Below are 26,624 nucleotides of genomic sequence, written 5' to 3' on the forward strand. Positions count from 1 at the left end.
TTCTCGATACCATTCGCAACCTTTCTCTCCGGTCCGTCCTGGAAAGCTTGCATGCCGCGCCCCAAACCCGACCCTTTGGCCCACGAAACCTGTCGCGGGTTCTACGCCGATATCCTGCATTTTTTGCGCAAGCGCATGGACAATGCCAACGATGCGGCAGACATGACCCAGGACGTGTTCACCCAGTGGCTGGGTTATCGCGACCGGGCGCGGGTCGAGCAACCACGGGCGTTCCTGTTCCAGATGGCGCGCAACCTGCTCAGCGATCACTGGCGTCGGCAGAAGGTGCGCCACAGTGTGCTCGACGAGGATGCCCAGGCCAGCGAACAGACACCAGCCGGCACCGCCAGCGACCCGCTCAGCCATGCCCAGCAGCAACAACGCCTGGAACAATTGAAACTTGTCCTCGCCGAACTCTCGCCGCGCCGCCGCGAAGCCCTTATGCTGCACCGCTTCGAAGGTTTGACGCAGGCGCAGATCAGCGCGCGCATGGGTATTTCCGTCAGCATGGTGGAAAAGCACATCGCCGCGGCCCTGCTGCATTGCAAGCAACGCCTGGACAGTGACAACGGCATGGAGCAGCCAGAATGACCCCCACTCCTGAAATCGATAAGCGCAGCATCGATGCCCAGGCGGCCAGCTGGTTTACCCGTAACCGCAACGACAGCTCGCGCGAAGCACGCAAGGCCTTCGCCCAGTGGCTGCAAAACCCCGAGCATGCCCGCGCCTATACCCAATTTGAACAACTGTGGGACGACCTGGCCGCGCTCAAGAGCCTGAACAAACCGGTCGCCCTGCCCAAGCGCACACCGCCACGCTGGCGACCGGCCCTGGCCATCGCCGCCGGGCTGGTGTGCGCGGTGCTGGCGGCCAACCTCGGCCTGCCGAGCCGCCATCACCAGCAACAACTGGCGGTGCAGAGTGACCGCCCGCAGCACCTGGCCCTGCCCGATGGCAGCCAGCTGGACGTCAACGCCCGCACCCGCCTGAGCCTGAGTTTTGACAACGAGCGAAGGCTGATTCGCCTCGACCAGGGCCAGCTGTACATCGAAGTGGCCGCCGACAAGGAGCGGCCGTTGTTCGTCGATGCCGGCAGTGCCCGGGTACGCGTAGTCGGCACCGGCTTCGACCTGCGTCGCGGCCAGCAGGAGCTGGTGGTCAGCGTCGCCCATGGCCAGGTGGCCCTGGAAACCCCTGGCGAGAACCGCCCGCCGGTGCTGTTGAGCGCCGGCCAGCGAGCGGTTTATGACCTGGCACGCGGCAGCCTCAACGTGCACAACCTCAGCGCTCCAGAAATCGCCGACTGGCGCAGCGGCCACGTGAGTTTTCGCAACCGCGAACTCGCCAGCCTGATCGATGAACTGTCGCTGTATCGTGCGGCGCCGGTGCTGCTCGCCGATCCGTCGCTGGGGCGCTACAAGGTCTCGGGCAATCTCGATGTCAATGACCCCGACGCCCTGCTCAATGCCCTGCCGGCACTGCTGCCGATCAAGGCGGTGAACCTCGCCGACGGCCGTGTGCGGATCGAACGCAAACGGTAATTTGAGAATATTTTTCATTCGCATGTGAGGGTTTTCCGCAGCCCTGCGTCTTCCTCCCGTCTGCGTAATCACTGCAGGCCTTTTCTGGCCTTTGTTGCCGTATTGGGGGGTTTTATCTTGCGTGCGTTTGCTCCTTTCAAGCCGTTGTCTGTTCGTCCTTCGCTGCTGGCCGCGTGCCTGGCCCTGAGCCTGCAAGCCCAGGCCGCGCCGGTGCAACTGGACCTGCCGGCGCAGCCTTTGGCGGCGTCGCTGAGCCAGTTGGCGCAGCAGGCCAAGCTGCAGTTGCTGTTTGACGAATCCTTGCTCAACAGCGTCCAGGCCCCGGCCTTGCAAGGTGCTTACGAACCGCTGGAGGCGATCAGCCAGCTGCTGCACAACAGCCGCTTTGCCCTGGTCAAGGTCGGCAACACCTATGTGGTGCGCCTGCGCGAAGACGACGCCACCGCCGACAACAGCATCCAGCTCGGCGCGGTGAGCGTGGTGGGTGACGGCCAGCAGGTCGACCCGAGCACCGTCGGCCGCTCGACCCTGACCCAGGAAGACATCGACCGCTATCAGCCAAGCAACATCCCCAGCGTGCTGGCGACCCTGCCCGGGGTGAACATGGGGGGCTCGGCCAAACCCGGTGGCCAGACCATCAACATCTGGGGCCTGGGCGATGCCGAAGACGTGCCGATGACCGTCGATGGCGCGACCAAGAGCGGCTTCGAGCGCTACCAGCAAGGCACCATCTTCATCGAGCCGGAGCTGATCAAGAACATCGAGGTCGAAAAGGGCCCGCACTCGATCTACACCGGCAACGGCGGCTTCGGCGGCAGCGTCAACATGACCACCAAGGACGCCCCCGACCTGCTCCAGGAAGGCCGCAACAGCGGCGCCATGCTCAAATACGGCTACGCCAGCAACGATCATCAGCAGGTCTACAGCTCGGCGCTGTTCGGCCGCACCGACGATGGCCGCATGGACGCCCTGGTGTACCTGACCAAGCGCGACGGCGACGACATGAAGCTGGCCGGCACCCTGCCCGACCCCGAAGGCCGCTACCCGATCAACCCCCAGCGCCTGCCCAACAGTGCCCTGGACCTGGACGGCGCGCTGCTCAAGGCCAACATGCATTTCACTGATGAGCACAGCCTGGGCTTCTCCTGGTCGCGCTCGGAAAGTGAGCGCTGGGCGCCGTTCTCGTCCACCGCCTACCCGACACCGCCAACCCAGTCGGACATCAACAGGTTCGGCTACAAGGATGCCCTCAAGCGTTTCCTGGCCAATCGCACGACCACCGACACCACCTGGTCGACCACCTATAAGTATCAGCCGGTGAACAACCCGCTGATCGACCTGCAGGTCAAATACTCCGAGTCCGACACCAAGCAGACCGACGAGCGCGATGCCACGGCGTTCTTCCAGCCGTCCACCGGCGGGCGCAAGATGGACACCGAATATCAGGACCAGATGCTCGATGTGCGCAATACCAGTCTGTTCGCCACCGGCCCGCTGGAACACGCCTTCACCAGCGGCTTTCAGATCCGTCACCACGACCGTGACACGCAGATGTGGATGCCCGGCAAAAGCTACGAGATTCCCAAGTACAACAACGGCCATTACCAGCCGTACTTCATGCCCAGCGGTACCGTCGACAGCCAGGGTTATTTCATTCAGGACGCTATCACCCTCGGTGACGTGACCATCACCCCGTCGCTGCGCTACGACCATGTTGCCAACAAGGGCAAGCCGAACCAGGCGCCGTACTACAACGTTGCCGAGAACGGCCACGACTACAGCGAGAAAACCTACACCGGTTGGTCGCCGCGCCTGTCAGTGTTCTGGAAAGCCACCGCCAACACCGCCTTCTTTGCCGACTACAGCAAGACCTGGCGCGCCCCGGTCCTCGATGAACAGTATGAAGTGCAGGGCATCGGCAGCCGCACCGCCAGCAGCCGCAACCTGGACCCGGAACGCATCACCGCCCTGCGCGCCGGTAACGTCACCGACTTTGCCAACGTCTTCACCGCCGACGACAGCATGCAGATCCGCACCACGCTGTTCCGTAACGAGATCAAGGACGAGATCTTCAAGGCCACCGGCATCGGCTGCGAAGCGCAGCTGGTCAAGGGCGAGAGCATCTCCGATGCCTGCGGCAAGGGGCTGATGTCCAACTACCGCAACCTCAAGGGCGTGACCATCAAGGGCTTCGAGGTCGAGAGTTTCTACGACTCGACCTACCTGTTCGGCTCGGTGTCCTACTCGTGGATGACCGGCCGCCATGAAGGCGCCTACACCAACCCCTGGGGGCCGGACGTCTGGGCCAAGGATATTCCGGCGCCGAAGTGGATCACTACCCTGGGTGTGAAGATCCCAAGTTGGGACGCCAAGGTCGGCTGGCAGGCGCAGTTCGTGCGCAAGACCGACCGCCTGCCGAGCGACAACTACCGCGAAGGCCCGGCCAGCGCCCTGGGTGACCGTTACTACGACCACTATGCCAACGACGACTATCAGATCCATGGCCTGTTCGCCAACTGGAAGCCGCAGCAGCCGTACCTGAAAGGCACCGAGGTGAACCTGACGGTCGACAACCTGTTCAACAAGGACTACCGCTCCGAGCTCAGTGGCGAATACGCCTACAGCCAGGGTCGGAACGCCAAGGTCAGCATCACCCGCTTCTTCTGAGGCAACTGTACGGATGAACTTGTCAGTAACTGTAACAAGATCATCCGTCCGCCCTGTGGCTCAATGAAGTCACTTATCTGCCACAGGCGCTCCGTATGTCCAGCCGCGAAAACACCGGGATGGCCCTTGGCCTTCTCGGTGTGATTATTTTCAGCCTGACCCTGCCCATGACCCGCATCGTCGTGCAGGAACTGCACCCGTTGCTCAATGGCCTGGGGCGAGCCTTGCTGGCGGCAATCCCGGCAGCGGCGCTGCTGCTCTGGCGCCGGGAAAAATGGCCGACCTGGGCGCAGATCAGGGGCCTGAGCCTGGTGGCGCTGGGAGTGATCCTCGGGTTTCCGGTGTTCTCGGCCTGGGCCATGCAAAGCGTGCCGGCGTCCCACGGCGCGCTGGTCAACGGCCTGCAGCCTTTATGCGTAGCGGTGTACGCCGCCTGGTTGTCCCACGAGCGGCCATCGAAAGCCTTCTGGGCCTGCGCCGCCCTGGGCAGTGCGCTGGTGCTGGCCTACGCGATGATCATGGGCGCCGGGCAGATCCAGGCCGGCGACCTGCTGATGCTCGCGGCGATTGCCGTGGGCGGCCTGGGTTATGCCGAAGGCGGCCGGCTGGCGCGAGAGATGGGTGGCTGGCAGGTCATCTGCTGGGCGCTGGTGCTGTCGGCGCCGCTGTTGCTCGGGCCGGTGATTTACCTGGCCTTGCAGCACCAGGGGCCGGTGAGCGGCAAGGTCTGGTGGGCGTTTGGCTATGTGTCGCTGTTCTCGCAATTCATCGGCTTCTTTGCCTGGTACGCCGGCCTGGCCCTAGGCGGCATTGCCCGGGTGAGCCAGATCCAGCTGCTGCAGATCTTCTTCACCATCGCCTTTTCGGCGCTGTTCTTTGGCGAGCAGGTCGAGCCGATTACCTGGCTGTTTGCCGCCGGGGTGATTGCCACGGTGGTGCTGGGGCGCAAGACCCGGGTGCATCCTGCGCCGGTGCGGGGGCTGGGCTGACGCTATCGCCGGCAACGCCGGCTCCCACAGTGGCCCTGCGTTGCAAAGTCTTCAGGCAGGAATCAAGCCATCGGCGCGCAACAAGGTCTCCAGGCAATGCTCCTTGACCCCGTAGAACGCCTTGAGCTGCTGGATCTTCTCCAACAATGCTGAAGCCTCAACCGGTGCCTGGCGCTTGACCGCGAGGATCATCTTGTTCTTGTTGGTGTGCTCCAGGGAAATGAACTCGAAGACCTTGGTCTCGTAGCCGCAGGCTTCCAGGTACAAGGCGCGCAAGCTGTCGGTGAGCATCTCGGCCTGCTGGCCCAGGTGCAGGCCGTACTGCAGCATTGGCTTGAGCAAGCCCGGGCTGTGCAGTTGCGGGCGGATCTGCTTGTGGCAGCACGGCGAGCACATGATGATCGCCGCGCCACAGCGGATACCGGTGTGAATCGCGTAGTCGGTGGCGATATCACAGGCATGCAGGGCGATCATCACCTCGATGGCACTCGGCACCACGCTGCGCACGTCACCGCATTCGAACACCAGGCCCGGGTGCTCCAGGCGCGAGGCGGCGGCGTTGCACAGCTCGACCATGTCCGCGCGCAGTTCGACGCCGGTAACCTGCGCCTCGCGCTGCAGGGTATTGCGCAGGTAATCGTGGATGGCGAAGGTCAGGTAGCCCTTGCCCGAGCCAAAGTCGGCCACCCGCAGCGCCTGGTCGGCGGCCAACGGCGCCGAATTCAGGGCGTGGGAAAACACTTCGATGAACTTGTTGATCTGCTTCCACTTGCGCGACATCGCCGGGATCAGCGCCTGCTGCTTGTCGGTCACGCCCAGGTCGTGCAAGAACGGCCGGCTCAGCTCCAGGTAGCGCTTTTTCTCGCGGTCATGCTCCCCGGCTGGCGCCTGGCGCGCCTGCTGCACGGCGCTGCGATGCAGCATCGGCTTGCCCTTCTTGCTGAATTCCAGCTGTGCTTCGTCGCTGAGGCTGAGCAAATGGGCGTTGCGAAACGACGCCGGCAGCAGCTCGCCAACCAGCGCCAGGGCTTCATCGTTGCCCAGGTTGCGGGTGATATCGCGGGTCTTGTAGCGGTAGACGAACGACACGCAGGCCTGGCCCTTGACCGTCAGCGGCTTGGCGATGATGCGCTGCAGGGTTTCTTCGTTGCCGACATGGCGCGCCAGCACCAGCTTGATCAGGGCGTTCTGTTCCAGGCTGGTGGCGAGCAGGCTCAGAAACTGCGCACGCGCATCCGGCGCGGCCTGGGCGGTGGGGGAATCGGACATCGGGAAAGGGTGCCTCGGGTTGCGGAGGGGGCGCAGGGATGCGCAGTGCCGGGAATTTTACGTGGATGCGCTTTCCCTGCACAGCTTTTGTCGACCGATGCCGCCGCAGCTAACCGAGCACCACCAGGCGGTTGGGCAGCTCGTTGCGCTCGTGGGTCTGCGGCACATGGGTGCGCAGCAGCTCGCCGCAGGCCTCGATGCAACTGACAAAGCCCTGTAGCGTCTGGCCCTGGCGCACCTGTGCGGTAAAGCGCTTGACGATGACGTCCCAGACCTTGTTGTCCAGGTGCCGGGAGATGCCTTCATCGACGAGGATCTCGACATAGCGCTCGGCCTCGCTGACAAAGATCAGCATGCCGGTGCCGCCCACGGTGTGGTGCAGGTTCTGCTCGAGAAACTGCCGGCGGGCCAGGTTCGCCGCGCGCCAGTGGCGCACCGAGCGCGGAATCAGGCGGGTGGTCACCGACGGGATGCGAAACAGCAGGCACAAGGCAATAAAGGTCAGCCACTGCACGATCAGCAGGCTGTGCACGCTCATCCAGCCGCTGAGGTAATGGACGATGCCCGGCACCACCAGGGCCAGCAGGCTGGCCCACAACAAGGGGATATAGGCATAGTCGTCGGCGCGGCTGGCCAGCACCGTGACCAGTTCGGCATCGGTATGCCGCTCGACCCGGGCAATGGCTTCAGCGACCTGGCGCTGTTGTTGTTCAGTGAGCAAAGTCATGCGCTGCGCTACCAATTCTTGTTCATTTACCAGCCACCCGACGATCCACCGCCGCCGAAGCTGCCCCCGCCACCACTGAAGCCCCCTCCACCGCCGCCGCCGCCAAAACCACCGCCGCCGTAGCCACCGCCGAAACCGCCGCCCATGCCGCCGCGCCCGCTGCCGCCAAGGCCCAGCGACTGCAGGGCGAACACCACCAGGATCAGCAGGATGAACAAACCGATGCCCCAGGCCGGCGCACCGTCCTGGCCATCGCTACCTACTGCTCGTGACGGTACGGCCAAGGGATTGCCGCCCAGCACCTGGAGTATCGCCGCCGTGCCCTGGACGATGCCCTGACTGTACTCGCCGCGGCGAAACGCCGGGGTGATGATGCGGTTGATGATCACCGACGACTGCGCATCGGTCAGGCGCTCTTCCAGGCCGTAGCCGACTTCGATGCGCAGCTTGCGCTCCTGGGGGGCGACGATCAACAGCGCGCCGTTGTCCTTGCCTTTCTGGCCAATACCCCAGTGACGGCCGAGCTGGTAGCCGTAGTCTTCGATGCTCTGCCCCTGCAGGTCGGCCAGGGTCACCACCACGACCTGTTCGCCAGTGCCCTGCTCATGGGCCTTGAGCATGTTGTCGAGCTGGCTGCGGCTGGCACCGTCGAGCAGGCCGGCGTTGTCCACCACCCGCCCGCTCAGCGCCGGGAAGCTGAGCTCGGCGCGCAGCGGCGTGGCGATCAGCAGCGCCAGCAGCAGCGCGAGCTTGAACAGGCGCATCAGAATTTCACTTCAGGCGCTTTTTCGGCATCGGCGCTGGTGGCCTCGAAGTTCTCGCGGATCGGCAGGTCGCTGTACATCACGCTGTGCCAGAGGCGCCCGGGAAAGGTGCGAATCTCGGTGTTGTAGCGCTGCACGGCGGCGATGAAATCCTTGCGCGCCACGGCGATGCGGTTCTCGGTGCCTTCAAGCTGCGACTGCAGGGCGAGGAAGTTCTGGTTGGACTTGAGGTCCGGGTAACGCTCGGACACCACCATCAGGCGGCTCAAGGCACCGGTCAGCTGCGACTGCGCCTGCTGAAATTGTTGCAATTTTTGTGGATCGTCGAGGGTACTGGCATCGACCTGGATCGAGGTCGCCTTGGCCCGGGCTTCTATGACCGCGGTCAGGGTTTCCTGCTCTTGCTTGGCGTAGCCTTTGACCGTTTCGACCAGGTTGGGAATCAGGTCGGCGCGGCGCTGGTACTGGTTCTGCACCTGGGCCCAGGCGGCCTTCACCTGCTCGTCGTAGTTGGGGATATTGTTGATCCCGCAACCGGCCAGCAGGCTGCCAAGCACCAACAGCAGCCACAGGCGTACGCCCTTGAATTGAATTACCTGCATGTCGCTACGCTCCTTGATCGCCGTGATTCACCGGACTTGAGGCATAATCCGTCGTCGCCGCTGGATCGGGATCGCCCAATCGGCTAAAAGATGCCCCAGCAAACTACAACAATAGCCGCTTCCCCAACTTCGGCTGGGCAGTATCACCGTGAATACTGCCGTAAGCCTTGAGAACAGAATTCATGAACAAGCTGTGTTTGCTGGGTCTGGTTGTCAGCCTGGCCAGTCAATCGGCCTTTGCCGACACCTCTGCCGCCCCGCTGCAGGACAAACAGGCGTTCATCGCCAACCTGATCAAGCAGATGACCCTGGATGAAAAGATCGGCCAGTTGCGCCTGATCAGCATCGGCCCGGAAATGCCCCGCGAGATGATCCGCAAGGAAATCGCCGCCGGCCGCATCGGCGGTACCTTCAACTCGATCACCCGCGCAGAAAACCGGCCGATGCAGGATGCCGCCGCCAAGAGCCGGCTGAAGATCCCGATGTTCTTCGCCTACGACGTGATCCACGGCCACCGCACGATCTTCCCGATCAGCCTGGGCCTGGCCGCCAGCTGGGACATGGAGGCGATCGCCAAGGTCGGTCGGGTGTCCGCCGAAGAAGCCGCCTCCGACGGCATCGACATGACCTTCGCACCGATGGTCGACATCGCCCGCGACCCGCGCTGGGGCCGCACCAGCGAAGGCTTTGGCGAAGACACCTACCTGGTTTCGCGCATCTCCAAGGTGATGGTCGAATCCTTCCAGGGCCGCAGCCCGGCCGAGGCGACCAGCCTGATGGCCGCGGTCAAGCACTTCGCCCTGTACGGCGCAGTGGAGGGTGGGCGCGACTACAACACGGTCGACATGAGCCCGACCAAGATGTTCAACGATTACCTGCCGCCCTACCGCGCCGCCATCGATGCCGGCGCCGGCGGAGTCATGGTAGCGCTGAACTCGATCAACGGCGTGCCGGCCACCTCCAACACCTGGTTGATGAACGACCTGCTGCGCAAGGACTGGGGCTTCAAAGGCGTGACCGTCAGCGACCACGGGGCGATCACCGAACTGGTGCGCCACGGAGTGGCCCGCGACGGCCGCGAAGCCGCCAAGCTTGCGATCAAGGCCGGCATCGACCTGAGTATGAACGACTCGCTGTACGGCGAAGAGCTGGCCAGCCTGCTCAAGGCCGGTGAGATCGAGCAGGCCGACATCGACAACGCCGTGCGCGAAGTGCTCGGCGCCAAGTACGACATGGGCCTGTTCGAAGACCCCTACCGGCGCATCGGCAAGGCCAGCGACGACCCGGCCGACACCTATGCCGACAGCCGCCTGCACCGCGCCGAAGCTCGCGACGTCGCGCGCCGCAGCCTGGTGTTGCTGGAAAACCGCCAGCAAACCCTGCCGCTGAAAAAAGCCGGCACCATCGCCCTGGTCGGCCCGCTGGCCGATGCGCCGATCGACATGATGGGCAGCTGGGCCGCCGCCGGCCGCCCGCAGCAGTCGATCACCGTGCGCGAAGGCATGCGCCAGGCGCTCGGTGACAAGGCCAAGGTGATCTACGCCAAAGGCTCCAACGTCACCCACGACAAGGCCATCCTCGACTACCTGAACTTCCTCAACTTCGATGCCCCGGAAATCGTCGACGACCCACGCCCTGCCGCGGTGCTGATCGACGAAGCGGTCAAGGCTGCCAAGCAGTCCGACGTGGTGGTGGCGGTGGTGGGCGAGTCCCGTGGCATGTCCCACGAATCGTCCAGCCGTACCACCCTGGAAATCCCGGCAGCCCAGCGCGAGCTGATCAAGGCCCTGAAAGCCACCGGCAAACCGCTGGTGCTGGTGCTGATGAACGGCCGTCCGCTGTCGCTGGCCTGGGAACGCGAGCAGGCCGATGCGATCCTGGAAACCTGGTTCAGCGGCACCGAAGGCGGCAATGCGATTGCCGACGTGTTGTTCGGCGACTACAACCCGTCGGGCAAGCTGGCCATCACCTTCCCGCGTTCGGTCGGGCAGATCCCGATGTACTACAACCATCTGAGCATCGGCCGCCCGTTCACCCCGGGCAAGCCAGGCAACTACACCTCGCAGTACTTCGAAGAGCCGAACGGCCCGCTGTACCCCTTCGGCTACGGCCTGAGCTACAGCGACTTCAGCCTGTCGAACCTGAACCTGTCGAGCAAGACGGTGAAGCAGGGCCAGGACCTCGAAGCCAGCATCGTGGTCAGGAACACCGGCAAGCGCGACGGCGAAACCGTGGTGCAGCTGTACCTGCAGGACGTCACCGCGTCCATGAGCCGTCCGGTCAAGGAGCTGAAGAACTTCCAGAAAGTCATGCTCAAAGCTGGCGAGGAACGCACCTTGCGCTTCACCATCAAGGCCGATGACCTGAAGTTCTACAATGGCCAGTTGCAATGGGCGGCGGAACCGGGCGAGTTCCGGGTCCAGGTCGGCCTCGATTCGCAGGCCGTGCAACAACAGAGCTTTGAGCTGCTGTAACGACGTTGCCATGCTCCAAGGGAAGGCCAGGAGGCCTTCCCCACTGCCGGGACTTGCACCATGCCTTCTTCCTTTCGCGCCCTGCGTCTGGGCCTGATTCTGTTCTTCATCCTCGCCGGCACCCTGCTCACCGCAGGCTGGGCCATGCACCACGCCAAGCGCCAGTCGATGGTCGAGGACGCCGAGCGCGCCAGCCAGCAACTGGGCCTGTACGCCAACTCCCTGCATACCCTGATCGAACGTTACCGCGCCCTGCCCGCCGTGCTGGCGCTGGACCCGGAATTGATCAGCGCCTTGCAGGGCCCGGTCAACGGCCCGGTGCAGGATGCGCTCAATCGCAAACTGGAACGGATCAACGGCGCGGCCAACTCTTCCACCCTGGAATTGCTCGACCGCACCGGCCTTGCCGTCGCCGCCAGCAACTGGCGCCTGCCCAGCACCTATGTCGGCTCCAACTATGGTTTCCGACCTTACTTCAAGCAGACCCGCAGCCAGGGCAGCGGCCGCTTTTATGCGGTCGGGGTAACCAGCGGGGTGCCGGGTTATTTTCTTTCCAGCGCGGTCCTCGATGAAAACAACCGGTTTCTCGGGGCCATGGTCGTCAAGCTGGAGTTCCCCGAGCTTGAGCGCGAATGGCGCCATGGCAGCGATATCCTGCTGGTCAGTGATGCCCGTGGGATCATTTTCATCGCTAACCAGGAAGGCTGGCGCTACCGCGAACTGCAGACGCTGACTGCCGCCGATCGTGCCGAGCTGGCCGAGACTCGCCAATACGACAAACAACCGCTGGTACCGCTGCAACATGATGTGCTCAGCAGTTTCGATGCCGACAGCCATCTGATGCGTGTAAACGGGCCGGAGGGCAACACCGAGTACCAGTGGGAAAGCCTACCGCTGGAAGCCGAAGGTTGGACCCTGCACCTGCTGCGCAAGCCGCAGGTCAGCGAGGACGGACGCAACGCCGCGCTGGCCGCCGCCGCGGTGTGGCTAAGCCTGGTGTTCGCCCTGCTGTTCATCAGCCAGCGCCTGCGCCTGGCGCGTTTACGCCAGCGCAGCCGTGAAGAGCTCGAACGCCTGGTCGAGGCCCGCACCCGCGACCTGCGCACCGCTCAGGAAGGCCTGGTGCAATCGGCCAAGCTGGCGGCGCTGGGGCAGATGTCGGCGGCGCTGGCCCACGAAATCAACCAGCCGCTGACCACCCAGCGCATGCAACTGGCAACCCTGCGCCTGCTGCTCGACAACCAGCGCCTGGACGAAGCGCGCCAGGCGCTGGAGCCGCTGGAGCAGATGCTGACGCGCATGGCGGCCCTCACCGGGCACCTGAAAACCTTCGCCCGCAACAGCCCCAGCGGCTTGCGCGAACGCCTGGACCTGGCCACCGTGGTCGACCAGGCGCTGCAGTTGCTCGATGCGCGGATCCGCGCCGAAGACGTCAGCGTCGCCCTGTACCTGGCCCGCCCGGCCTGGGTACGCGGCGATGCCATCCGCCTTGAGCAGGTGCTGATCAACCTGCTGCGCAACGCCCTGGATGCCATGGCCAAAAAAAGCTACAAACGCCTCGAGGTACGCATCGATGCCGAACAGGAGCACTGGCGCCTGAGCGTGCTCGACAGCGGCGGCGGTATTGCGACCGAACACCTGGCCAGTGTCTTCGACCCGTTCTTCACCACCAAGCCGGTCGGCGAAGGATTGGGCCTGGGCCTGGCGATTTCCTATGGCATCATTCATGAAGCCGGCGGCCGCCTGCAGGTCGACAACCAGCCCGGCGGCGCCTGTTTCAGCCTGACCTTGCCTATGGACCCGGAACCCGCATGCTCAACTCAGTGATGGTCGTCGACGATGAAGCCAGCATTCGCACCGCCGTGGAGCAGTGGCTGAGCCTGTCGGGTTTCAGCGTGCAGCTGTTCAGCCGCGCTGAAGACTGCCTGCAGCAATTGCCCGGGCACTTCCCCGGGGTGATCCTCAGTGATGTGCGCATGCCCGGCATGGACGGCCTGCAACTGCTCGAACGCCTGCAAGCAAGCGATGCCGACCTGCCGGTGATCCTGCTTACCGGGCATGGTGATGTGCCGATGGCGGTCGAGGCCATGCGCAATGGCGCCTACGACTTTCTGGAAAAACCCTTCAGCCCCGAAGCCCTGCTCGGCAGCCTGCGCCGCGCCCTGGAAAAACGCCAACTGGTGCTGGAGAACCGCCGCCTGCATGAACAGGCCGATTTGAAGGTGCGCCTGGAGGCGAATTTGCTGGGCGTGTCCCAGGGCATGCAGCAGTTGCGCAAGCAGGTGCTGGACCTCGCCAGCCTTCCAGTCAATGTGTTGATTCGTGGCGAAACCGGCAGCGGCAAGGAACAGGTCGCACGCTGCCTGCACGACTTTGGCCCGCGCGCAGGCAAACCCTTCGTCGCCCTCAACTGTGCGGCGATCCCCGAGCAGCTGTTCGAGGCCGAACTGTTCGGCCATGAAAGCGGCGCCTTCACCGGCGCCCAGGGCAAGCGCATCGGCAAGCTCGAGTACGCCAACGGCGGCACGGTGTTCCTCGACGAGATAGAAAGCATGCCGCTGGCCCAGCAGGCCAAGCTGCTGCGCGTATTGCAGGAGCAGAAACTCGAACGCCTGGGCGCCAACCAGAGCATCAGCGTCGACCTGCGGATCATCGCCGCGACCAAACCCGACCTGCTCGAAGAAGCCCGCGCCGGACGCTTTCGCGAAGACCTGGCATACCGCCTGAACGTCGCCGAATTGCGCCTGGCGCCATTGCGCGACCGCCGCGAAGACATCCCGCTGCTATTCAACCATTTTGCCCGCCTGGCCGCCGAGCGCGTTGGCCGAAGTGCGCCGCTGCTCAGTGGCGCGCACCTGGGCAAGTTGCTGGGTCACGACTGGCCGGGCAACGTTCGTGAGCTGGCCAACGCCGCCGAACGTCATGCCCTGGGGCTGGGCGAGCCGGCGCCTGCGTCAATCGAAGCCGGGCAATCGCTGGCCGCCCAGCAGGAAGCCTTCGAAGCCCAGTGCCTGCGCGCCGCCTTGAGCCGGCACAAGGGCGAGATCAAGGCGGTCATGGAAGAGCTGCAATTGCCACGGCGCACCCTCAACGAAAAGATGCAGCGCCACGGCCTGCTACGTGAAGATTTTCTCGGCCCTGTTTGATCGACACCTGCCGTTTCCATAAGCGGATTTTCGCCTATTCACTCATTTGAATAGGCGGATTTCCGCTCATCACATCCGTACAACCCTTCTAGACCGGGCCTCCAGTACCTGGCACAGCTTCTGCTATAGCCCTGGCAGGCTGCGTTTCGACGCGCTCCACAAAAACAACTATGAAGGTCCCTTCGATGGATAACTCCAGCACCCTGCCCGCCGGGGCGGCCGTTGCGCCCGCCGCGGAAAAAACCACCCGAAGCCGACTCAAGTCGATTTTCAGCGGTTCGATCGGCAACATGGTCGAATGGTACGACTGGTACGTCTACGCCGCGTTTTCCCTGTATTTCGCCAAAGCCTTCTTCCCCGCTGGCGATACCACTGCCCAACTGCTCAATACTGCTGCAATTTTCGCCGTGGGCTTCCTGATGCGCCCGATCGGCGGCTGGCTGATGGGTATCTATGCCGACCGCAAGGGCCGCAAGGCCGCGCTGATGGCCTCGGTACTGCTGATGTGCGCAGGCTCGCTGGTCATCGCCCTGACCCCGGGCTATGAAACCATCGGTGTCGCCGCACCGGTACTGTTGGTCATCGCCCGCCTGATGCAAGGTCTGTCGGTGGGCGGTGAGTACGGGACCTCCGCCACCTACCTCAGCGAGATGGCCACCAAGGAACGCCGTGGCTTCTTCTCCAGCTTCCAGTACGTGACGCTGATTTCCGGCCAGCTCATCGCCCTGGCGGTGCTGATCATCCTGCAGCAGACCCTGACCACCGAGCAGCTGTATGCCTGGGGCTGGCGCGTACCCTTCGTGATCGGCGCCCTGTGCGCGGTGGTCGCCCTGTACCTGCGCCGCGGCATGGAAGAAACCGCCTCCTTCACCAAGAAGGAAAAGTCCAAGGAAAGCCTGATGCGCACCCTGATGCGCCATCCGAAGGAGCTGGCAACCGTGGTTGGCCTGACCATGGGCGGCACCCTGGCCTTCTACACCTACACCACCTATATGCAGAAGTACCTGGTGAACACGGTGGGCATGAGCATCTCCGACTCGACCACCATTTCGGCGGCCACCCTGTTTCTGTTCATGTGCCTGCAGCCAGTCATCGGCAGCCTCTCCGATAAAATCGGCCGACGTCCGATCTTGATCGCCTTCGGCGTCCTCGGCACCCTGTGCACCGTCCCGATCCTGACCACCCTGCACACCATCGAGACCTGGTGGGGCGCGTTCTTCCTGATCATGGCGGCGCTGATCATCGTCAGCGGCTACACCTCGATCAACGCGGTGGTCAAAGCCGAGCTGTTCCCGACCGAAATTCGCGCCCTGGGCGTTGGCCTGCCATACGCCCTGACCGTGTCGATCTTCGGCGGTACTGCTGAATACGTGGCGCTGTGGTTCAAGAGCATCGGCATGGAGACCGGCTATTACTGGTACGTGACTGCCTGTATCGCCTGCTCGTTGCTGGTATATGTGTTCATGAAGGACACCCGCAAGCATTCGCGGATTACCACTGACTGACAGGTAATCAGGCAATAAAAAAGGGGGCATCCGCCAGCGGATTGCCCCCTTTTTCTGTTTATGGCGCTTTAACGCGCAATTAATCCCACGCCTTCAATCTTCACTCAAAACATAGACCGCGTCGCCTGCATCGCTGGCAACGCCAGCTCCCATTGTGGGGGCGGCCATGCCGGCGATGAGGGCCGAACTGTCGCCCTATACATCCAATTAATCGATATCTATACGCTATTTTTTGCGCTTTTTAATCAATTAAATCGGCGTAGCATTAAACCCATAGAAACAAACAACCCCTCACCACCTCGGAGCAACGACCATGAAAACCAAACTGATCCTGACCCTGGGCTTCTCGGTACTGGCTGCCAACGCATTCGCCGAAGATGGCTTCGACCGCACCAACGGCCACAACTTCAGCGCCGTGCAAAGCCAGTCGGCCACTTACGCAGAAGATGGTTTTGATCGCACCGGCGCGGCCAAATTCGCCGAAGACGGTTTCGATCGCACCGGCGGCGCCAAATTCGCCGAAGACGGCTTTGATCGCACCCAGGCCCACCGCATCAGCTAAGCCCTGATATGACGCAGTCAGCCCGGCCTCGGCCGGGCTTAGTCATTTTCAGCAAGGCCAAGCCTTGGCACACTAGGCGCTTACTCACAGGGAAGGCCCTCGGGCCAGCGCAGATGTATTACTACGAACCCGCAAAAGGCCACGGCCTGCCCCACGATCCGTTCAATGCCATCGTCGGCCCACGCCCGATTGGCTGGATTTCCTCCCATGACGCCGAAGGTCGCCTGAACCTTGCGCCCTACAGCTTCTTCAACGCCTTCAATTACATTCCGCCGATCATCGGTTTCTCCAGCGTCGGGCGCAAAGACAGCCTGAACAATATCGAGCAGACCGGCGAGTTCGCCTGGAACCTGGCTACCCTGCCGCTGGCCGAGGCCATGAACCAGAGCTGCGCCGCGGTTGCGCCGCAGGTTGACGAGTTCGCCTTGAGCGGGCTGACGCCAGTGGCGTCAAAGGTGATTGCAGTGCCGCGGGTGCAGGAAAGCCCGGTGTCGTTCGAATGCAAGGTGACCCAGATTATCCAGCTGCAACGTGCCGACCAGGCGCTGGTGCCAAGCTGGCTGGTGCTGGGTGAAGTGGTAGCGGTGCATATCGCCGAGCATCTGCTCAAGGACGGTATCTACGATACCGCTGCGGGCCAGCCGATCCTGCGTGGCGGCGGCCCGGCGGATTACTTCGAGCTGGGCAACCTGTTCAAGATGGCCCGCCCGCAGGTCAACGGCTGAGTTACCAGAGCAGCTCGGCGTCGTCATCGACGCCCTGCAGGCGTTCAAGTACGGCGCAGGCTGCTTCATCAGCAGCCAAAGCGGTCTTGAAGGTCTGCTCCAGCAGGACCTTGTGAAAGCGCGGCGCCCCGGAGGCGCCCAAGCCTTTGACGGCGATGGCGGCGTGGTAGCCGTCGTCGCCGCGCACGGCTGCTGATACTGCTTCGAACTGCGAAAATTCTTTACGTGCCATGTGCCTTGAATCCACATCAATTGCCGAAAGTCGCCATTCTAACCTGCGGATGGTTCGCCAAAGGTATGCAGGTCGAGACTGTCGACTACCCGCGCTTGTACCAGCTCCCCGAACAACTCAAGGGTCGGCGAAGCGAAGTAGCCACTCATCGATTGCTGATCACGCCAGAAGCCGCTGAGCAGCCACAGGTCGGCGTCGGCCTGGGAACGTTGCAGGCTGAATTTCAGGCAGCCAGGGGCCTGGCGCGAGGGTTCCAGCAGATCCCGCAGGCGCTCGCCCAGCTCGTCTGAACGACCGCTGCTGGCGCGGATAAAAGCAAGGTGGGTGACCGATTGTGCCGAGGTCATGAGCGTTACTCCATGTGCAGCCAGATGAAATTGCCAGGCTGCACAGGTTAGGCCACGCGCTCGCGCGGCGGTTAGGCGAATCCTGTCGAGCGCTTGCCTGATCCTGCGCGCCTTGCAGGATCAGGCAAGCCGGCGGCAGCTTTCGACTAGCGCCGAGGCTTGCACAAACCTATCCTGCAGTCGTTCTCTGAGGAATCGCCCCCATGCCCGTTACCGATCCCGACCGCCTGATCCTCGACCCCGCCCTGGAGCAACAGCGCCAGGAGCTGGCCGATCTCATCCAGCGCCATGCGCCACGCCAGTCAGGCGTGGAGTCGGCGGTTGAAGACCTGTTCCTGGTGCGCTACGAAGAAAGCGTGCGCTCCATGCCGGCCCTGGCGGAGCCGGCGCTGTGCATCCTGGCCCATGGCAGCAAGGAGGTATGCCTGGGCGACGAGCGCTATATGTACGACCCGTTACATTACATGGTGGTGTCGGTGGCACTACCGATCAGCGGCGTGCTGCTCGAAGCCAGCCCGGAAAACCCCAGCCTGGGCGTGCGTTTGAACATCGACCCGGCGCAGATCAACAACCTGCTGGCCGATGCCGGTCCGCTGGGCGTACCGACGTTGCCGTCGGGGCGTGGGCTGTATGTGGAGCGGACCGATCCGCTGTTGCTCGATGCGTTGCTGCGACTGATTCGATTGCTCGATTCGCCCAAGGACATCCCGATCCTCGCGCCGCTGATCCAGCGCGAGATTCTCTATCGGCTGCTTCGAGGCCCGCAGGGTTACCGGCTGTATGAAATTGCCATGGCCAACAGCCAGACCCACCGGGTGTGCCAGGCCATCGAATGGCTCAACCAGCACTTTCATCAGCCCTTGCGCATAGACGAGTTGGCGCGGGAGGTCAACCTCAGTACTTCCACCCTGCATCACCGATTCAAGGCGGTGACCTCCATGAGCCCGTTGCAGTACCAGAAGCAGCTGCGCCTGCAGGAAGCGCGGCGGCTGATGCTCAATGACGGGCTGGAGGCGGCGGTGGCGGGCTATCGGGTGGGCTATGAAAGCCCGTCGCAGTTCAGCCGCGAGTACAGCCGCTTGTATGGGGCGCCGCCGGTTAGGGATTTGGCCAGATTGCGCAGTGCGCTCTAGATTGCTATCGCCGGCAACGCCAGCTCCCACAGTGAGAAGTGCAAGCTGATAACCCTGTGGGAGCCGGCGTTGCCGGCGATGGAGCGCGCAGCGGTCCGCTTTTACACCGCCCTGACCACGTGCTTGATCTCCTGAAACGCACTCAAGCCCCAAGGCCCCAGCTCCCGTCCCAGGCTGCTCTGCTTGTACCCACCCCAGGCCGTCTGCGGGAAGATAACCTGCGGCGCGTTGATCCACACCAGCCCCGCCTGCAAGGCATTGGCGACTCGCTCAGCCGCCTGCAAGTCACGGCTGAGCACGCTGGCCACCAAGCCGAACTCGGTGTCGTTGGCCAGCGCCAGCGCCTCGGCTTCAGTAGCAAACGAGCGCACACAAAGCACCGGACCGAAGATTTCCTCACGCCACAAGGCGCTGTCCAGCGGCACCTCGGTGAACACCGTGGGGCTGACGAAATAGCCGCAAGGCAGTTTCGCCGGCCGTGAACCGCCACACAGCAACTGCGCACCCGCTTGCAGGCCCGCAGCAATATGCGCCTGTACCCGTTGGTATTGGACCTGGTTGACCAGCGGCCCCATTTCGCTTTCACCACTGAACGGCTCGCCGACGCGGATCGCTTCGGCACGAGCCTTCAGCGCCTCGACAAACGCCGGGTACAGGGATTCGGCGACCAGCACCCGGCTGGTCGCCGAACACATTTGCCCGGCATTGAAGAACCCGCCCAGGCAGGCCAGCTCTACCGCCAGTTCCAGGTCGGCGTCTTCCAGCACCAGCAACGGCGATTTGCCGCCCAGTTCCAGGCTCACGCCCTTGACCGTCTCAGCCGCCCGCTGCATCACCTGCACACCCACCGCATTGCTGCCGGTGAAGGAAATCTTGGCAATACGCGGATCCGCCGCCAACGGCGCGCCCACTGCAAGGCCAGTACCACAGACCAGGTTGAACACCCCGTGCGGCAGCCCCGCTTCGGCGATGATCGCCGCCAATTCCAGCTCGGCCAGCGGCGTGACTTCCGAAGGCTTGAGCACCACGCAGCAGCCGGCCGCCAGGGCTGGCGCCAGCTTCCAGGTGGTGGTGACCATGGGGAAGTTCCACGGCACGATCAAGCCGACCACACCGCACGGCTCACGGCGTACCCGGGCGACAAAGTCTTCGCTGGGCAGGGCCACCGAGCGGTCACGCCCGAGGTTATCGGCGAGTTCCGCGTAATAGCGGAAAGTGGCGACGACATCGTCGACATCGATATGGGCTTCAGCCAGCGGCTTGCCGTTGTTGCTGGCTTGCAACTGCACCAGGCGCTCGCGACGCGCTTCAACGCCATCGGCAATGGTCTGCAGGATCGCCGCACGGGTCGGCCCGCTGGAGGTGGACCATTCCACAAACGCAGCCTGCGCCGCCAGCGTTGCCCGCTCGACCGCCGCAGCATCGCCACCGGCAACTTCCGCCAACACCTGCTCGTTGCTTGGGTTGATTACCGTCAGCGCCTGCGCGCCATGCTGCCAGACGCCTTCGATGTAAATGCCAGGCAGCCTGATCATGCGGGCACCGCCTGCATCCAGGTGGCCTGGTCGATTTCGATCAGGCTCGGGCCTTTGCGATCGCAAGCCTGGCGCAAGGCTTCGCGCAATTGGCCAACGTCGCCTACCGACTCAGCGCTGCAACCCAGGGCCTTGGCCACGCCGATAAAGTCAGGGGTGTAGATGTCGACACCGACCGGCTCGATGGCACGGTTGACCATGTAGCGCTTGATCTCTTCATAGCCCTGGTTGTTCCACAACAGTACGATCAGCGGCACCTGCGCCTCACGGGCACTGGCCAGCTCCGGCAGGGTAAACTGCAAGCCGCCGTCGCCGATCAGGCACACTACCGGCGCGCGGTCGGCCGCCACTTCAGCGCTACCCAGCCAGGCGCCCATGGCCGCCGGCAGTGCGTAACCGAGGGTACCGTAGCCGGTCGAGGCATTGAACCAGCGCCGCGGTTGGTCCATGTCCAGGGTCAGGTTGCCGGTGTACACCGGCTGGGTCGAATCACCGACCAGCACCGCGCCGGGCAGGGTTTCAAGAATAGTGGTGAGCATCCGTGTCTGGCTGCGCATCGGCAGGTCGCGGTCGGCTTCCAGTGTTTCACGCAAGCGCGTGGCACGCGCCGCGCCCCACTCGGCGCCGCGCACCGGGGCCGCTTGTTCGGCCAGGGCGACCAGCAGGGCCTGGGTGGCGATGGTCGAGTCGGCGACCAAAGCGACTTTCGGCGGGTAGTTGCGCACGGTCTGGTCGGGGTCGATATCGATGCGCAGCAGCTCGCCGGGGATCTTGAAACCGCCCTTGAAGGTCACGTCGTAGTCGGTCTCGGCGAGTTCAGTACCGATCGCCAGCACCACATCGGCTTCGGCGACCAGGGCGCGGGTGGCGACCAGCGACTGGGTCGAGCCGATCTGCAGCGGGTGGCTGGCCGCCAGTACGCCCTTGGCGTTGATGGTCAGCGCTACCGGTGCCTGCAGGTATTCAGCCAGGCGAGTCAGCGCGGCGCTGGCGTCGATGGCGCCACCCCCGGCGAGAATCAGCGGCCGTCGGGCCGCGGCGAGCATCGCAGCCATTTGTGCAACCGGCGCAGGCGCGGCGCCAGCACGGGCGATGCGCACTGGTGCACAGGCCAGCAGGTGATCGGCGTCTTCGACCAGCACATCCAGCGGAATCTCGATATGCACCGGGCGCGGCCGTGCGCCATCGAACACGGCGAAGGCACGGGCCAGCACCGACGGCAGGTCATCGGCGCTCATCAGCGTGTGGGAAAACGCCGCAACGCCCGCTACCAGATTGCTTTGCGCCGGAAGCTCGTGCAGCTTGCCGCGCCCGCCACCCAGCTGGTCTCGCGACTGCACGCTGGAAATCACCAGCATCGGGATCGAATCGGCATAAGCCTGGCCCATGGCGGTGGTGATGTTGGTCATGCCTGGGCCGGTGATAATGAAGCACACGCCTGGCTTGCCGCGGGTACGCGCATAGCCGTCAGCCATGAAACCGGCGCCTTGCTCGTGGCGCGGAGTGATGTGGCGGATACTCGAGCTTGCCAGCCCGCGATAGAGTTCCACGGTATGCACGCCGGGTATTCCAAAGACATGGTCTACGCCATAGCCTTCAAGGAGTTTGACCAGTACTTCGCCGCAAGTCGCCATGATCGTGTGCCTGTAATTGTTCGGGAAACAGCCTTCATTGGACCGCCCGACGGCTACCTGCACAATGCAAAAAAGCTCATACTAGCCATGTCTACAGATCATGGCTCAAGCCGATGAAACGCCTGCCTCCATTGCCTGCCCTGCACACCTTTCTGGTCACCGCCCAGTGCTGCAACTTCACTCGCGCCGCACAATTGCTGCACATCACCCAGGGTGCGGTGAGCAGGCAGATCGCCGGCCTCGAAGAACACCTCGGCTACCCGCTGTTTTTGCGCCAGGCCCGCGGCCTGAGCCTGACCCGTGAAGGCCAGGACTGGCTGCCACGGGTGCAGCAGGTGTTCGCCCTGATCGAGGAAGGTGTGCAGCAGGTCGGTGCACGCAGTACCACCTTGCAGCTCAAGGCCCCGACCTGCGTAATGCGCTGGCTGCTCCCACGGCTGATGGAATGGCAGGCGCTGCGCCCGGACGTGCCGGTGGAGCTGACTACCACGGTGCAGCACGGGGTGGATTTTCGCCGGGAAGTGTTCGATGCAGCGGTAATCTATGGCGCCCGGCCCAACCATGGCCTGCAGACCCTGAAGCTGTTCGATGAACAACTGACACCAGTGTGCGCGCCGCAACTGCTGAGCGGCGCCCTGCCCTTGCAACAGGTCGCCGACCTTGATCAGCACATGCTCCTGCACCCGACCCGCGACCAGCGCGACTGGAATGCCTGGCTCGATGCCGCCGGGGCGAACCTGCCCCGGCAAGGCAAGGGCCAGCATTTCGAAACCCTGGACATGGCCATGTCGATGGCCTCCCAGGGTACCGGAGTGGCCATCGGCGACTGGTCGCTGATCGGCGATGACCTCAAGTGCGGGCGCCTGGTGACGCCGTTCCCGCTCAAGGTCAGCACCGGCCAGGCTTACTACCTGGTACGACCGCAAGGCTCTGCTTCAGCCGCCTTGCTGGAACTGCTCGCCTGGTTGTGCGAGCAGGCCCAGGCGCCTCAGTAACCGACGGTGAAGCGCTGGCGCGAGTGCGCCGGTTTCTCTACTTCATCGAGCATGGCAATGGCGTAGTCAGCAAAAGTGATCCAGCTCTTGCCGTCGGCGCCGATCAGCAGGTGATCCTTGCCCAGTTTGTAAGTGCCGCTGCGGGCACCTTCGACGAATTCGGCCGAAGGCGAGAGGAAGCTCCAGTCCAGCTCCTGTTCCTGACGCAAGGTGTCGAGGTAGTGACCGCCGGCGGTTGCTTCAGCCTTGTAGGCCTCGGGAAAATCCGGGCTGTCGATGACCTTGTGCCCCGACGGCAGCAGCAGGCTGCCCGCACCGCCAACTACCAGCAGACGCTTGACCCCGGCGCGCTTGACCGGCTCGATGATGGCCTGCGGCTTGATGCTGGAAAAGTGCGCGGCGCTCAGTACCACGTCGTGGCCGGCGACTGCCTGTTCAAGGGCGGCGGCATCGCTGACGTCCAGCGCCACGCTTTTCACCCTGTCACGCCCCTGCAGTTTCGACGGGTCACGGGCAATGGCGGTAACGCTATGGCCGCGGCGCAGGGCCTCTTCCAGCAACTGGCTGCCAGCGCGGCCGGTAGCCCCAATGATTGCGATCTTGCTCATGGACATTCTCCAGTCAGGATTGAACAACGCTTACCACTTCATCTCGCCCTTGGCGACCTTGGCACCGAGCTCCAGCGAGCTCTCTTCGCCCAGGTCCGGGTAACGTTTTTTCATCGCCGCGATCAGTTCGGCGGCGTTGCCAGCCTTGGCGGTTTCTTCGTCGAAGGCACGGATATAGTCCGCAGTGAACTGCACCGCCTTGAGCGAACGGCTGCTCTGGCCCAGGTAGTGGCCAGGGATCACGGTGTCAGGCTTGAGCTGCTCGATACGCTTGAGCGTCGCCAGCCAGTCCTTGTGCGATTGCGCCGACTGCGTGTCGGCCATCCACACGTGCAGGTTCTCGGCGACCACCACGCCACCGACCACCGCCTTGATCGACGGAATCCACACGAAACTGCGGTCCGGTTGCGGACCGTCGAGGCCAACTACTTGCAGGCGCTGGCCTTCAAGCTTGAGCTCGGTGCCTTGCAGTACTTGCGGCACGATCAGCTTCGCCGGTTTGTCGGCGCCCATCTGCGGGCCCCAGTAAGCCAGCTTGCCGTCCATGGTCTGCTTGATATGGGCGACGGTCGCTGCCGAGGCCACGACCTTGGCCTTGGGGTAGGCGTCGGTCAGGGTCTGCAGGCCGAAGTAGTAGTCCGGGTCACCGTGGCTGATATAGATAGTGGTCAGTTGCTTGCCGCTCGCTTGCAGCTTGGCCAGTACCTGCTCGGCCTGGGCCTTGCCAAACTGGGCGTCGACCAGGATGGCGTCATGCTTGCCACTGACGATCACCGAACTGACCGGGAACAGCGCATTGGTACCCGGGTTGTAGACATCCAGGTTGAGCGGCTCGGCGGCCGAAGCCTGGGCCATGACCCCAAGGGTGGCGAAGGCGAGCAACAAACGGCGCAAGGAAAACGAACGAGGCATCAAGGCGATTCCTGTGAAGTGGGCAATGAGCAACAGCTTAGTTGCACGATCCGTCACAAAAAATGCGATGCTTAGGATTAGTTTGTTTCTAAAAGCGGGCAAATCATGGATCGTCTGACAGCAATGCGGGTCTTCGTCAGCGTGGTCGACCTGGGCAGCCAATCGGCTGCCGCCGACCATCTGGAACTCTCCCGGCCGGTGGTTTCCCGCTACCTGGCCGAGCTTGAAGACTGGGTGGGCGCGCGCCTGATGCAGCGCACCACCAGGCGCCTGAGCCTGACCGCCGCCGGCCAGGAAACCCTGCCGCGTTGCCGGCAGATGCTCGAGCTTGCCGGCGACCTGCAGGCAGCGGTCAGCACCCCCAACGATGCGCCGCGCGGCGAGTTGCGCATCAGCGTCAGCACCTCGTTCGGCCAGGCGCAGTTGATGGACGCCGTGGCCGACTACGTCAAACGCTACCCCGGGGTGAAAATCGACCTGCAGATGCTCGATCGCACGGTGAACCTGGTGGATGAGCGCATCGATCTGGCGATCCGCACCAGCAACGACCTCGACCCGAACCTGATCGCCCGGCGACTGACCGTATGCCGCTCGGTGATCTGCGCCTCGCCCGCCTACCTGCAACAACATCCGGCGCCGCAGCAGGTGCAGGACCTCAGCCAGCACAACTGCCTGACCCACTCCTACTTCGGCCGCAGCCTCTGGCATTTCGACGTGGATGGCGAGGTGATGTCGGTACCGGTGCAAGGCAACATCAGCGCCAACGAAGCCATGACCCTGCAACGGGCGGCGCTGGCTGGCGCCGGTGTGGCCATGCTGCCGACCTACCAGGCGGCCGGCGCCCTGCGCAGTGGCGAGCTGGTTCGCCTGCTGCCCCGGGCCAAGCCGCGGGAGCTCAACCTCAACGCCGTGTATACCTCGCGCAAGCACATGCCAGCGACCCTGCGCAGCATGCTCGACTTTCTTGCCGAGCGCTTTACCGCCGAGCCAATCTGGGACCAGGACCTGCTCTAGACAGGCACACCCGGCCAAGCTGACCTATGCTTTGAATAGCACCTGTACGTGGTTTGCAGGAGGTGAGCATCATGGGCGTCAAATCCAGAAAATGCGCCGTTGTCTGTGCGATGGCTGCTGTGGTCGGCTTGTATGCCACCGCCGCCTGGCGGGTTGAACAGATCCGCAATCAACCCTACTCCGCCGCCAGTTGCAGCCTGGCGCACTGCGTGCCGCACACCGCGACGCTGAGCGCACTCAAGTAGGTGATCGCCCGGGCTGGTGGCGGAAGTCGCTGGGCGCCTTGCCAGTCAGGCGGCGGAAGAACCGCGAGAAATACGCAGGGTCGGAAAAGCCCAGGCTGTCAGCCAGTTGCTTGATACTCAGGCTGGTGTAGATCAGCTCGCGCTTGGCTTCGAGCAACAGGCGTTGATGAATGATCTGCAAGGCCGACTGCCCGGCCAGTTCACGGCAGATGCTGTTCAGGTGCGCCACCGAAATCCCCACCTCATAGGCCAGCGCCTCGACGCTCGGCTGCTGACGAAACTGCTGCTCGACCAGCGCGTTGAAGCGCTCCAGATACTCACGTCCGCGTGCAACCGCCAGGCCCTGGCCATGGCGCTGCAAGCATTGGCGACTGATCCACACCACCAGCAGGTTGATCAATGAGCGCAACTGCAAATCCCGCCCGGGAAGGTCCCGCTGGTACTCCTGCTGCAAGGCGCTGAACAGGCTGTAGAGATAGTTGCGATCGTCGCCTGCCAGGTAGGTGCCGGCCTGGGCCAGCGCCGCTGGTGCGCCGGCCAGTTGCGTGTGCAGCAGGTTGACCAGCGGCGCCGCCAGCGTCACCACGTAGCCGTCGACATCGCTGGAAAAACGAAAACCGTGCACGCACAGCGCCGGTACCACCTGGATCGCGGCCTGTTCCAGGCGCCGCACCTGGCCTTCGACTTCGATCTCGGCCTGGCCGGCATAAAGGAACAGCAACTGGCACAGATCGGCGTGCCGATGGGGCTCGATTTCCCAGTCGTGCAAGCGGCTGCGCGCCGGGATCGACTCGCAGTGCAGCAGGTCCGGGGTCGGCCACTGCAGCTGCTCGCCATACAGCTTGAACACCGGAATCGTCGCCTTGCTCATTGATCAACTGGCTCCAGGGCAATGCCCGATAATCGCACTGATTAGTGAAAAGTCCTGCTTCCCGCCGGTTTTATCCCTTCTTCGCCCAGCTTTCCAAGCGAAAAATGCAAGCACAACAATCATAAGC

General features: G+C 63.5%; 24 protein-coding genes and 1 pseudogene. 14 read left to right on the forward strand and 11 right to left on the reverse strand.

Going from position 1 to position 26,624, the window contains the following annotated elements; all coding sequences use genetic code 11:
* Window positions 1–51: 51 nt before the first annotated feature.
* The 4 genes from ABIE20_RS04690 (at window position 52) to ABIE20_RS04705 (ending at window position 5,197) form a co-directional block, all read left to right on the forward strand.
* Complete coding sequence (locus tag ABIE20_RS04690; protein WP_429503203.1) at window positions 52–591, forward strand: RNA polymerase sigma factor; 540 nt, start codon at window positions 52–54, stop codon at window positions 589–591.
* Complete coding sequence (locus ABIE20_RS04695) at window positions 588–1,541, forward strand: FecR family protein (protein ID WP_429503205.1); 954 nt, start codon at window positions 588–590, stop codon at window positions 1,539–1,541. Before ABIE20_RS04690 ends, ABIE20_RS04695 begins: the two co-directional genes overlap by 4 nt.
* A gap of 114 nt (window positions 1,542–1,655) precedes the next feature.
* Complete coding sequence (locus tag ABIE20_RS04700) at window positions 1,656–4,208, forward strand: TonB-dependent hemoglobin/transferrin/lactoferrin family receptor (protein WP_429503680.1); 2,553 nt, start codon at window positions 1,656–1,658, stop codon at window positions 4,206–4,208.
* Window positions 4,209–4,303: 95 nt separating this feature from the next.
* Entirely contained in the window at window positions 4,304–5,197 is an 894-nt protein-coding gene (locus ABIE20_RS04705) for a DMT family transporter (protein WP_429503207.1), read from the forward strand.
* Between the two features lie 51 nt (window positions 5,198–5,248).
* Here ABIE20_RS04705 and ABIE20_RS04710 read toward each other — a convergent pair whose 3' ends face one another.
* From ABIE20_RS04710 to ABIE20_RS04725, 4 genes are all read right to left on the reverse strand, one after another.
* Window positions 5,249–6,466: a class I SAM-dependent methyltransferase gene (locus ABIE20_RS04710; protein WP_429503209.1), complete on the reverse strand. Its 1,218-nt coding sequence runs from the start codon at window positions 6,464–6,466 to the stop codon at window positions 5,249–5,251.
* A 109-nt stretch (window positions 6,467–6,575) separates the two neighbouring features.
* Complete coding sequence (locus ABIE20_RS04715) at window positions 6,576–7,193, reverse strand: TPM domain-containing protein (RefSeq protein ID WP_429503211.1); 618 nt, start codon at window positions 7,191–7,193, stop codon at window positions 6,576–6,578.
* A 26-nt stretch (window positions 7,194–7,219) separates the two neighbouring features.
* Complete coding sequence (locus ABIE20_RS04720) at window positions 7,220–7,957, reverse strand: TPM domain-containing protein (protein WP_429503213.1); 738 nt, start codon at window positions 7,955–7,957, stop codon at window positions 7,220–7,222.
* Window positions 7,957–8,559: a LemA family protein gene (locus tag ABIE20_RS04725; RefSeq protein ID WP_429503215.1), complete on the reverse strand. Its 603-nt coding sequence runs from the start codon at window positions 8,557–8,559 to the stop codon at window positions 7,957–7,959. Before ABIE20_RS04725 ends, ABIE20_RS04720 begins: the two co-directional genes overlap by 1 nt.
* A 182-nt stretch (window positions 8,560–8,741) precedes the next feature.
* Between ABIE20_RS04725 and bglX the strand changes: the two genes are divergently transcribed.
* The 6 genes and pseudogenes from bglX to ABIE20_RS04755 all read left to right on the forward strand — a co-directional run bounded on the left by bglX (window position 8,742) and on the right by ABIE20_RS04755 (window position 16,971).
* Window positions 8,742–11,033, forward strand: coding sequence for a beta-glucosidase BglX (bglX, locus tag ABIE20_RS04730; protein ID WP_429503217.1), 2,292 nt, complete (start codon window positions 8,742–8,744; stop codon window positions 11,031–11,033).
* A gap of 60 nt (window positions 11,034–11,093) precedes the next feature.
* Window positions 11,094–12,860 carry a sensor histidine kinase gene (locus tag ABIE20_RS04735; RefSeq protein WP_429503219.1) on the forward strand — a complete coding sequence of 589 codons (1,767 nt, stop codon included), beginning with the start codon at window positions 11,094–11,096 and terminating at the stop codon, window positions 12,858–12,860.
* Window positions 12,845–14,179 (forward strand): sigma-54-dependent transcriptional regulator, encoded by a 1,335-nt coding sequence (locus ABIE20_RS04740; protein WP_429503221.1) that lies wholly within the window; start codon window positions 12,845–12,847, stop codon window positions 14,177–14,179. Before ABIE20_RS04735 ends, ABIE20_RS04740 begins: the two co-directional genes overlap by 16 nt.
* Window positions 14,180–14,364: 185 nt before the next feature.
* Window positions 14,365–15,684 carry an MFS transporter gene (locus ABIE20_RS04745; RefSeq protein WP_429503223.1) on the forward strand — a complete coding sequence of 440 codons (1,320 nt, stop codon included), beginning with the start codon at window positions 14,365–14,367 and terminating at the stop codon, window positions 15,682–15,684.
* 313 nt (window positions 15,685–15,997) lie between these two features.
* Window positions 15,998–16,243 (forward strand): annotated as a pseudogene (locus tag ABIE20_RS04750) (hypothetical protein); the annotation flags it as partial.
* A 116-nt stretch (window positions 16,244–16,359) separates the two neighbouring features.
* Window positions 16,360–16,971: a flavin reductase family protein gene (locus ABIE20_RS04755; RefSeq protein WP_429503225.1), complete on the forward strand. Its 612-nt coding sequence runs from the start codon at window positions 16,360–16,362 to the stop codon at window positions 16,969–16,971.
* Window position 16,972: 1 nt separating this feature from the next.
* Here ABIE20_RS04755 and ABIE20_RS04760 read toward each other — a convergent pair whose 3' ends face one another.
* Both ABIE20_RS04760 and ABIE20_RS04765 read right to left on the reverse strand, forming a co-directional pair.
* Window positions 16,973–17,203, reverse strand: a complete 231-nt coding sequence (locus ABIE20_RS04760; protein WP_429503227.1) for a hypothetical protein — start codon at window positions 17,201–17,203, stop codon at window positions 16,973–16,975.
* 38 nt (window positions 17,204–17,241) lie between these two features.
* Window positions 17,242–17,550 (reverse strand): antibiotic biosynthesis monooxygenase family protein, encoded by a 309-nt coding sequence (locus ABIE20_RS04765; RefSeq protein ID WP_045197535.1) that lies wholly within the window; start codon window positions 17,548–17,550, stop codon window positions 17,242–17,244.
* Window positions 17,551–17,753: 203 nt separating this feature from the next.
* Here ABIE20_RS04765 and ABIE20_RS04770 point away from each other — a divergent pair, with 203 nt between their 5' ends.
* Window positions 17,754–18,683, forward strand: a complete 930-nt coding sequence (locus tag ABIE20_RS04770; RefSeq protein WP_429503230.1) for an AraC family transcriptional regulator N-terminal domain-containing protein — start codon at window positions 17,754–17,756, stop codon at window positions 18,681–18,683.
* Between the two features lie 101 nt (window positions 18,684–18,784).
* Here the strand turns inward: ABIE20_RS04770 and ABIE20_RS04775 are convergent, their stop codons facing one another.
* Both ABIE20_RS04775 and ABIE20_RS04780 read right to left on the reverse strand, forming a co-directional pair.
* Window positions 18,785–20,218: an aldehyde dehydrogenase family protein gene (locus ABIE20_RS04775; protein WP_429503232.1), complete on the reverse strand. Its 1,434-nt coding sequence runs from the start codon at window positions 20,216–20,218 to the stop codon at window positions 18,785–18,787.
* On the reverse strand, window positions 20,215–21,852 hold the full coding sequence (locus ABIE20_RS04780; RefSeq protein ID WP_429503234.1) for a 5-guanidino-2-oxopentanoate decarboxylase: 1,638 nt from the start codon (window positions 21,850–21,852) through the stop codon (window positions 20,215–20,217). The genes ABIE20_RS04775 and ABIE20_RS04780 overlap by 4 nt, the downstream gene beginning before the upstream one ends.
* A 113-nt stretch (window positions 21,853–21,965) precedes the next feature.
* On the opposite strand from ABIE20_RS04780, the gene ABIE20_RS04785 reads away from it, so the two are divergent.
* Window positions 21,966–22,847, forward strand: a complete 882-nt coding sequence (locus tag ABIE20_RS04785) for a LysR substrate-binding domain-containing protein (protein ID WP_429503236.1) — start codon at window positions 21,966–21,968, stop codon at window positions 22,845–22,847.
* Here ABIE20_RS04785 and ABIE20_RS04790 read toward each other — a convergent pair.
* Window positions 22,841–23,455, reverse strand: a complete 615-nt coding sequence (locus ABIE20_RS04790) for an NAD(P)-dependent oxidoreductase (protein ID WP_429503238.1) — start codon at window positions 23,453–23,455, stop codon at window positions 22,841–22,843. The genes ABIE20_RS04785 and ABIE20_RS04790 overlap by 7 nt on opposite strands.
* 30 nt (window positions 23,456–23,485) lie before the next feature.
* Complete coding sequence (locus tag ABIE20_RS04795; protein WP_429503240.1) at window positions 23,486–24,367, reverse strand: MBL fold metallo-hydrolase; 882 nt, start codon at window positions 24,365–24,367, stop codon at window positions 23,486–23,488.
* Window positions 24,368–24,472: 105 nt separating this feature from the next.
* Here ABIE20_RS04795 and ABIE20_RS04800 point away from each other — a divergent pair, with 105 nt between their 5' ends.
* Window positions 24,473–25,381 carry a LysR family transcriptional regulator gene (locus ABIE20_RS04800; RefSeq protein WP_429503242.1) on the forward strand — a complete coding sequence of 303 codons (909 nt, stop codon included), beginning with the start codon at window positions 24,473–24,475 and terminating at the stop codon, window positions 25,379–25,381.
* Between the two features lie 71 nt (window positions 25,382–25,452).
* Window positions 25,453–25,626 carry a hypothetical protein gene (locus ABIE20_RS04805; protein ID WP_429503244.1) on the forward strand — a complete coding sequence of 58 codons (174 nt, stop codon included), beginning with the start codon at window positions 25,453–25,455 and terminating at the stop codon, window positions 25,624–25,626.
* On the opposite strand, the gene ABIE20_RS04810 is transcribed toward ABIE20_RS04805, so the two are convergent.
* Window positions 25,619–26,497 carry a helix-turn-helix domain-containing protein gene (locus ABIE20_RS04810; protein ID WP_429503246.1) on the reverse strand — a complete coding sequence of 293 codons (879 nt, stop codon included), beginning with the start codon at window positions 26,495–26,497 and terminating at the stop codon, window positions 25,619–25,621. The two genes, ABIE20_RS04805 and ABIE20_RS04810, sit on opposite strands and share 8 nt — an antisense overlap.
* Window positions 26,498–26,624: the final 127 nt, after the last annotated feature.

Origin of the sequence: Pseudomonas sp. 2835 (assembly GCF_050435905.1) — a bacterium.
In the GTDB taxonomy this organism is placed as follows: Bacteria; Pseudomonadota; Gammaproteobacteria; order Pseudomonadales; family Pseudomonadaceae; genus Aquipseudomonas.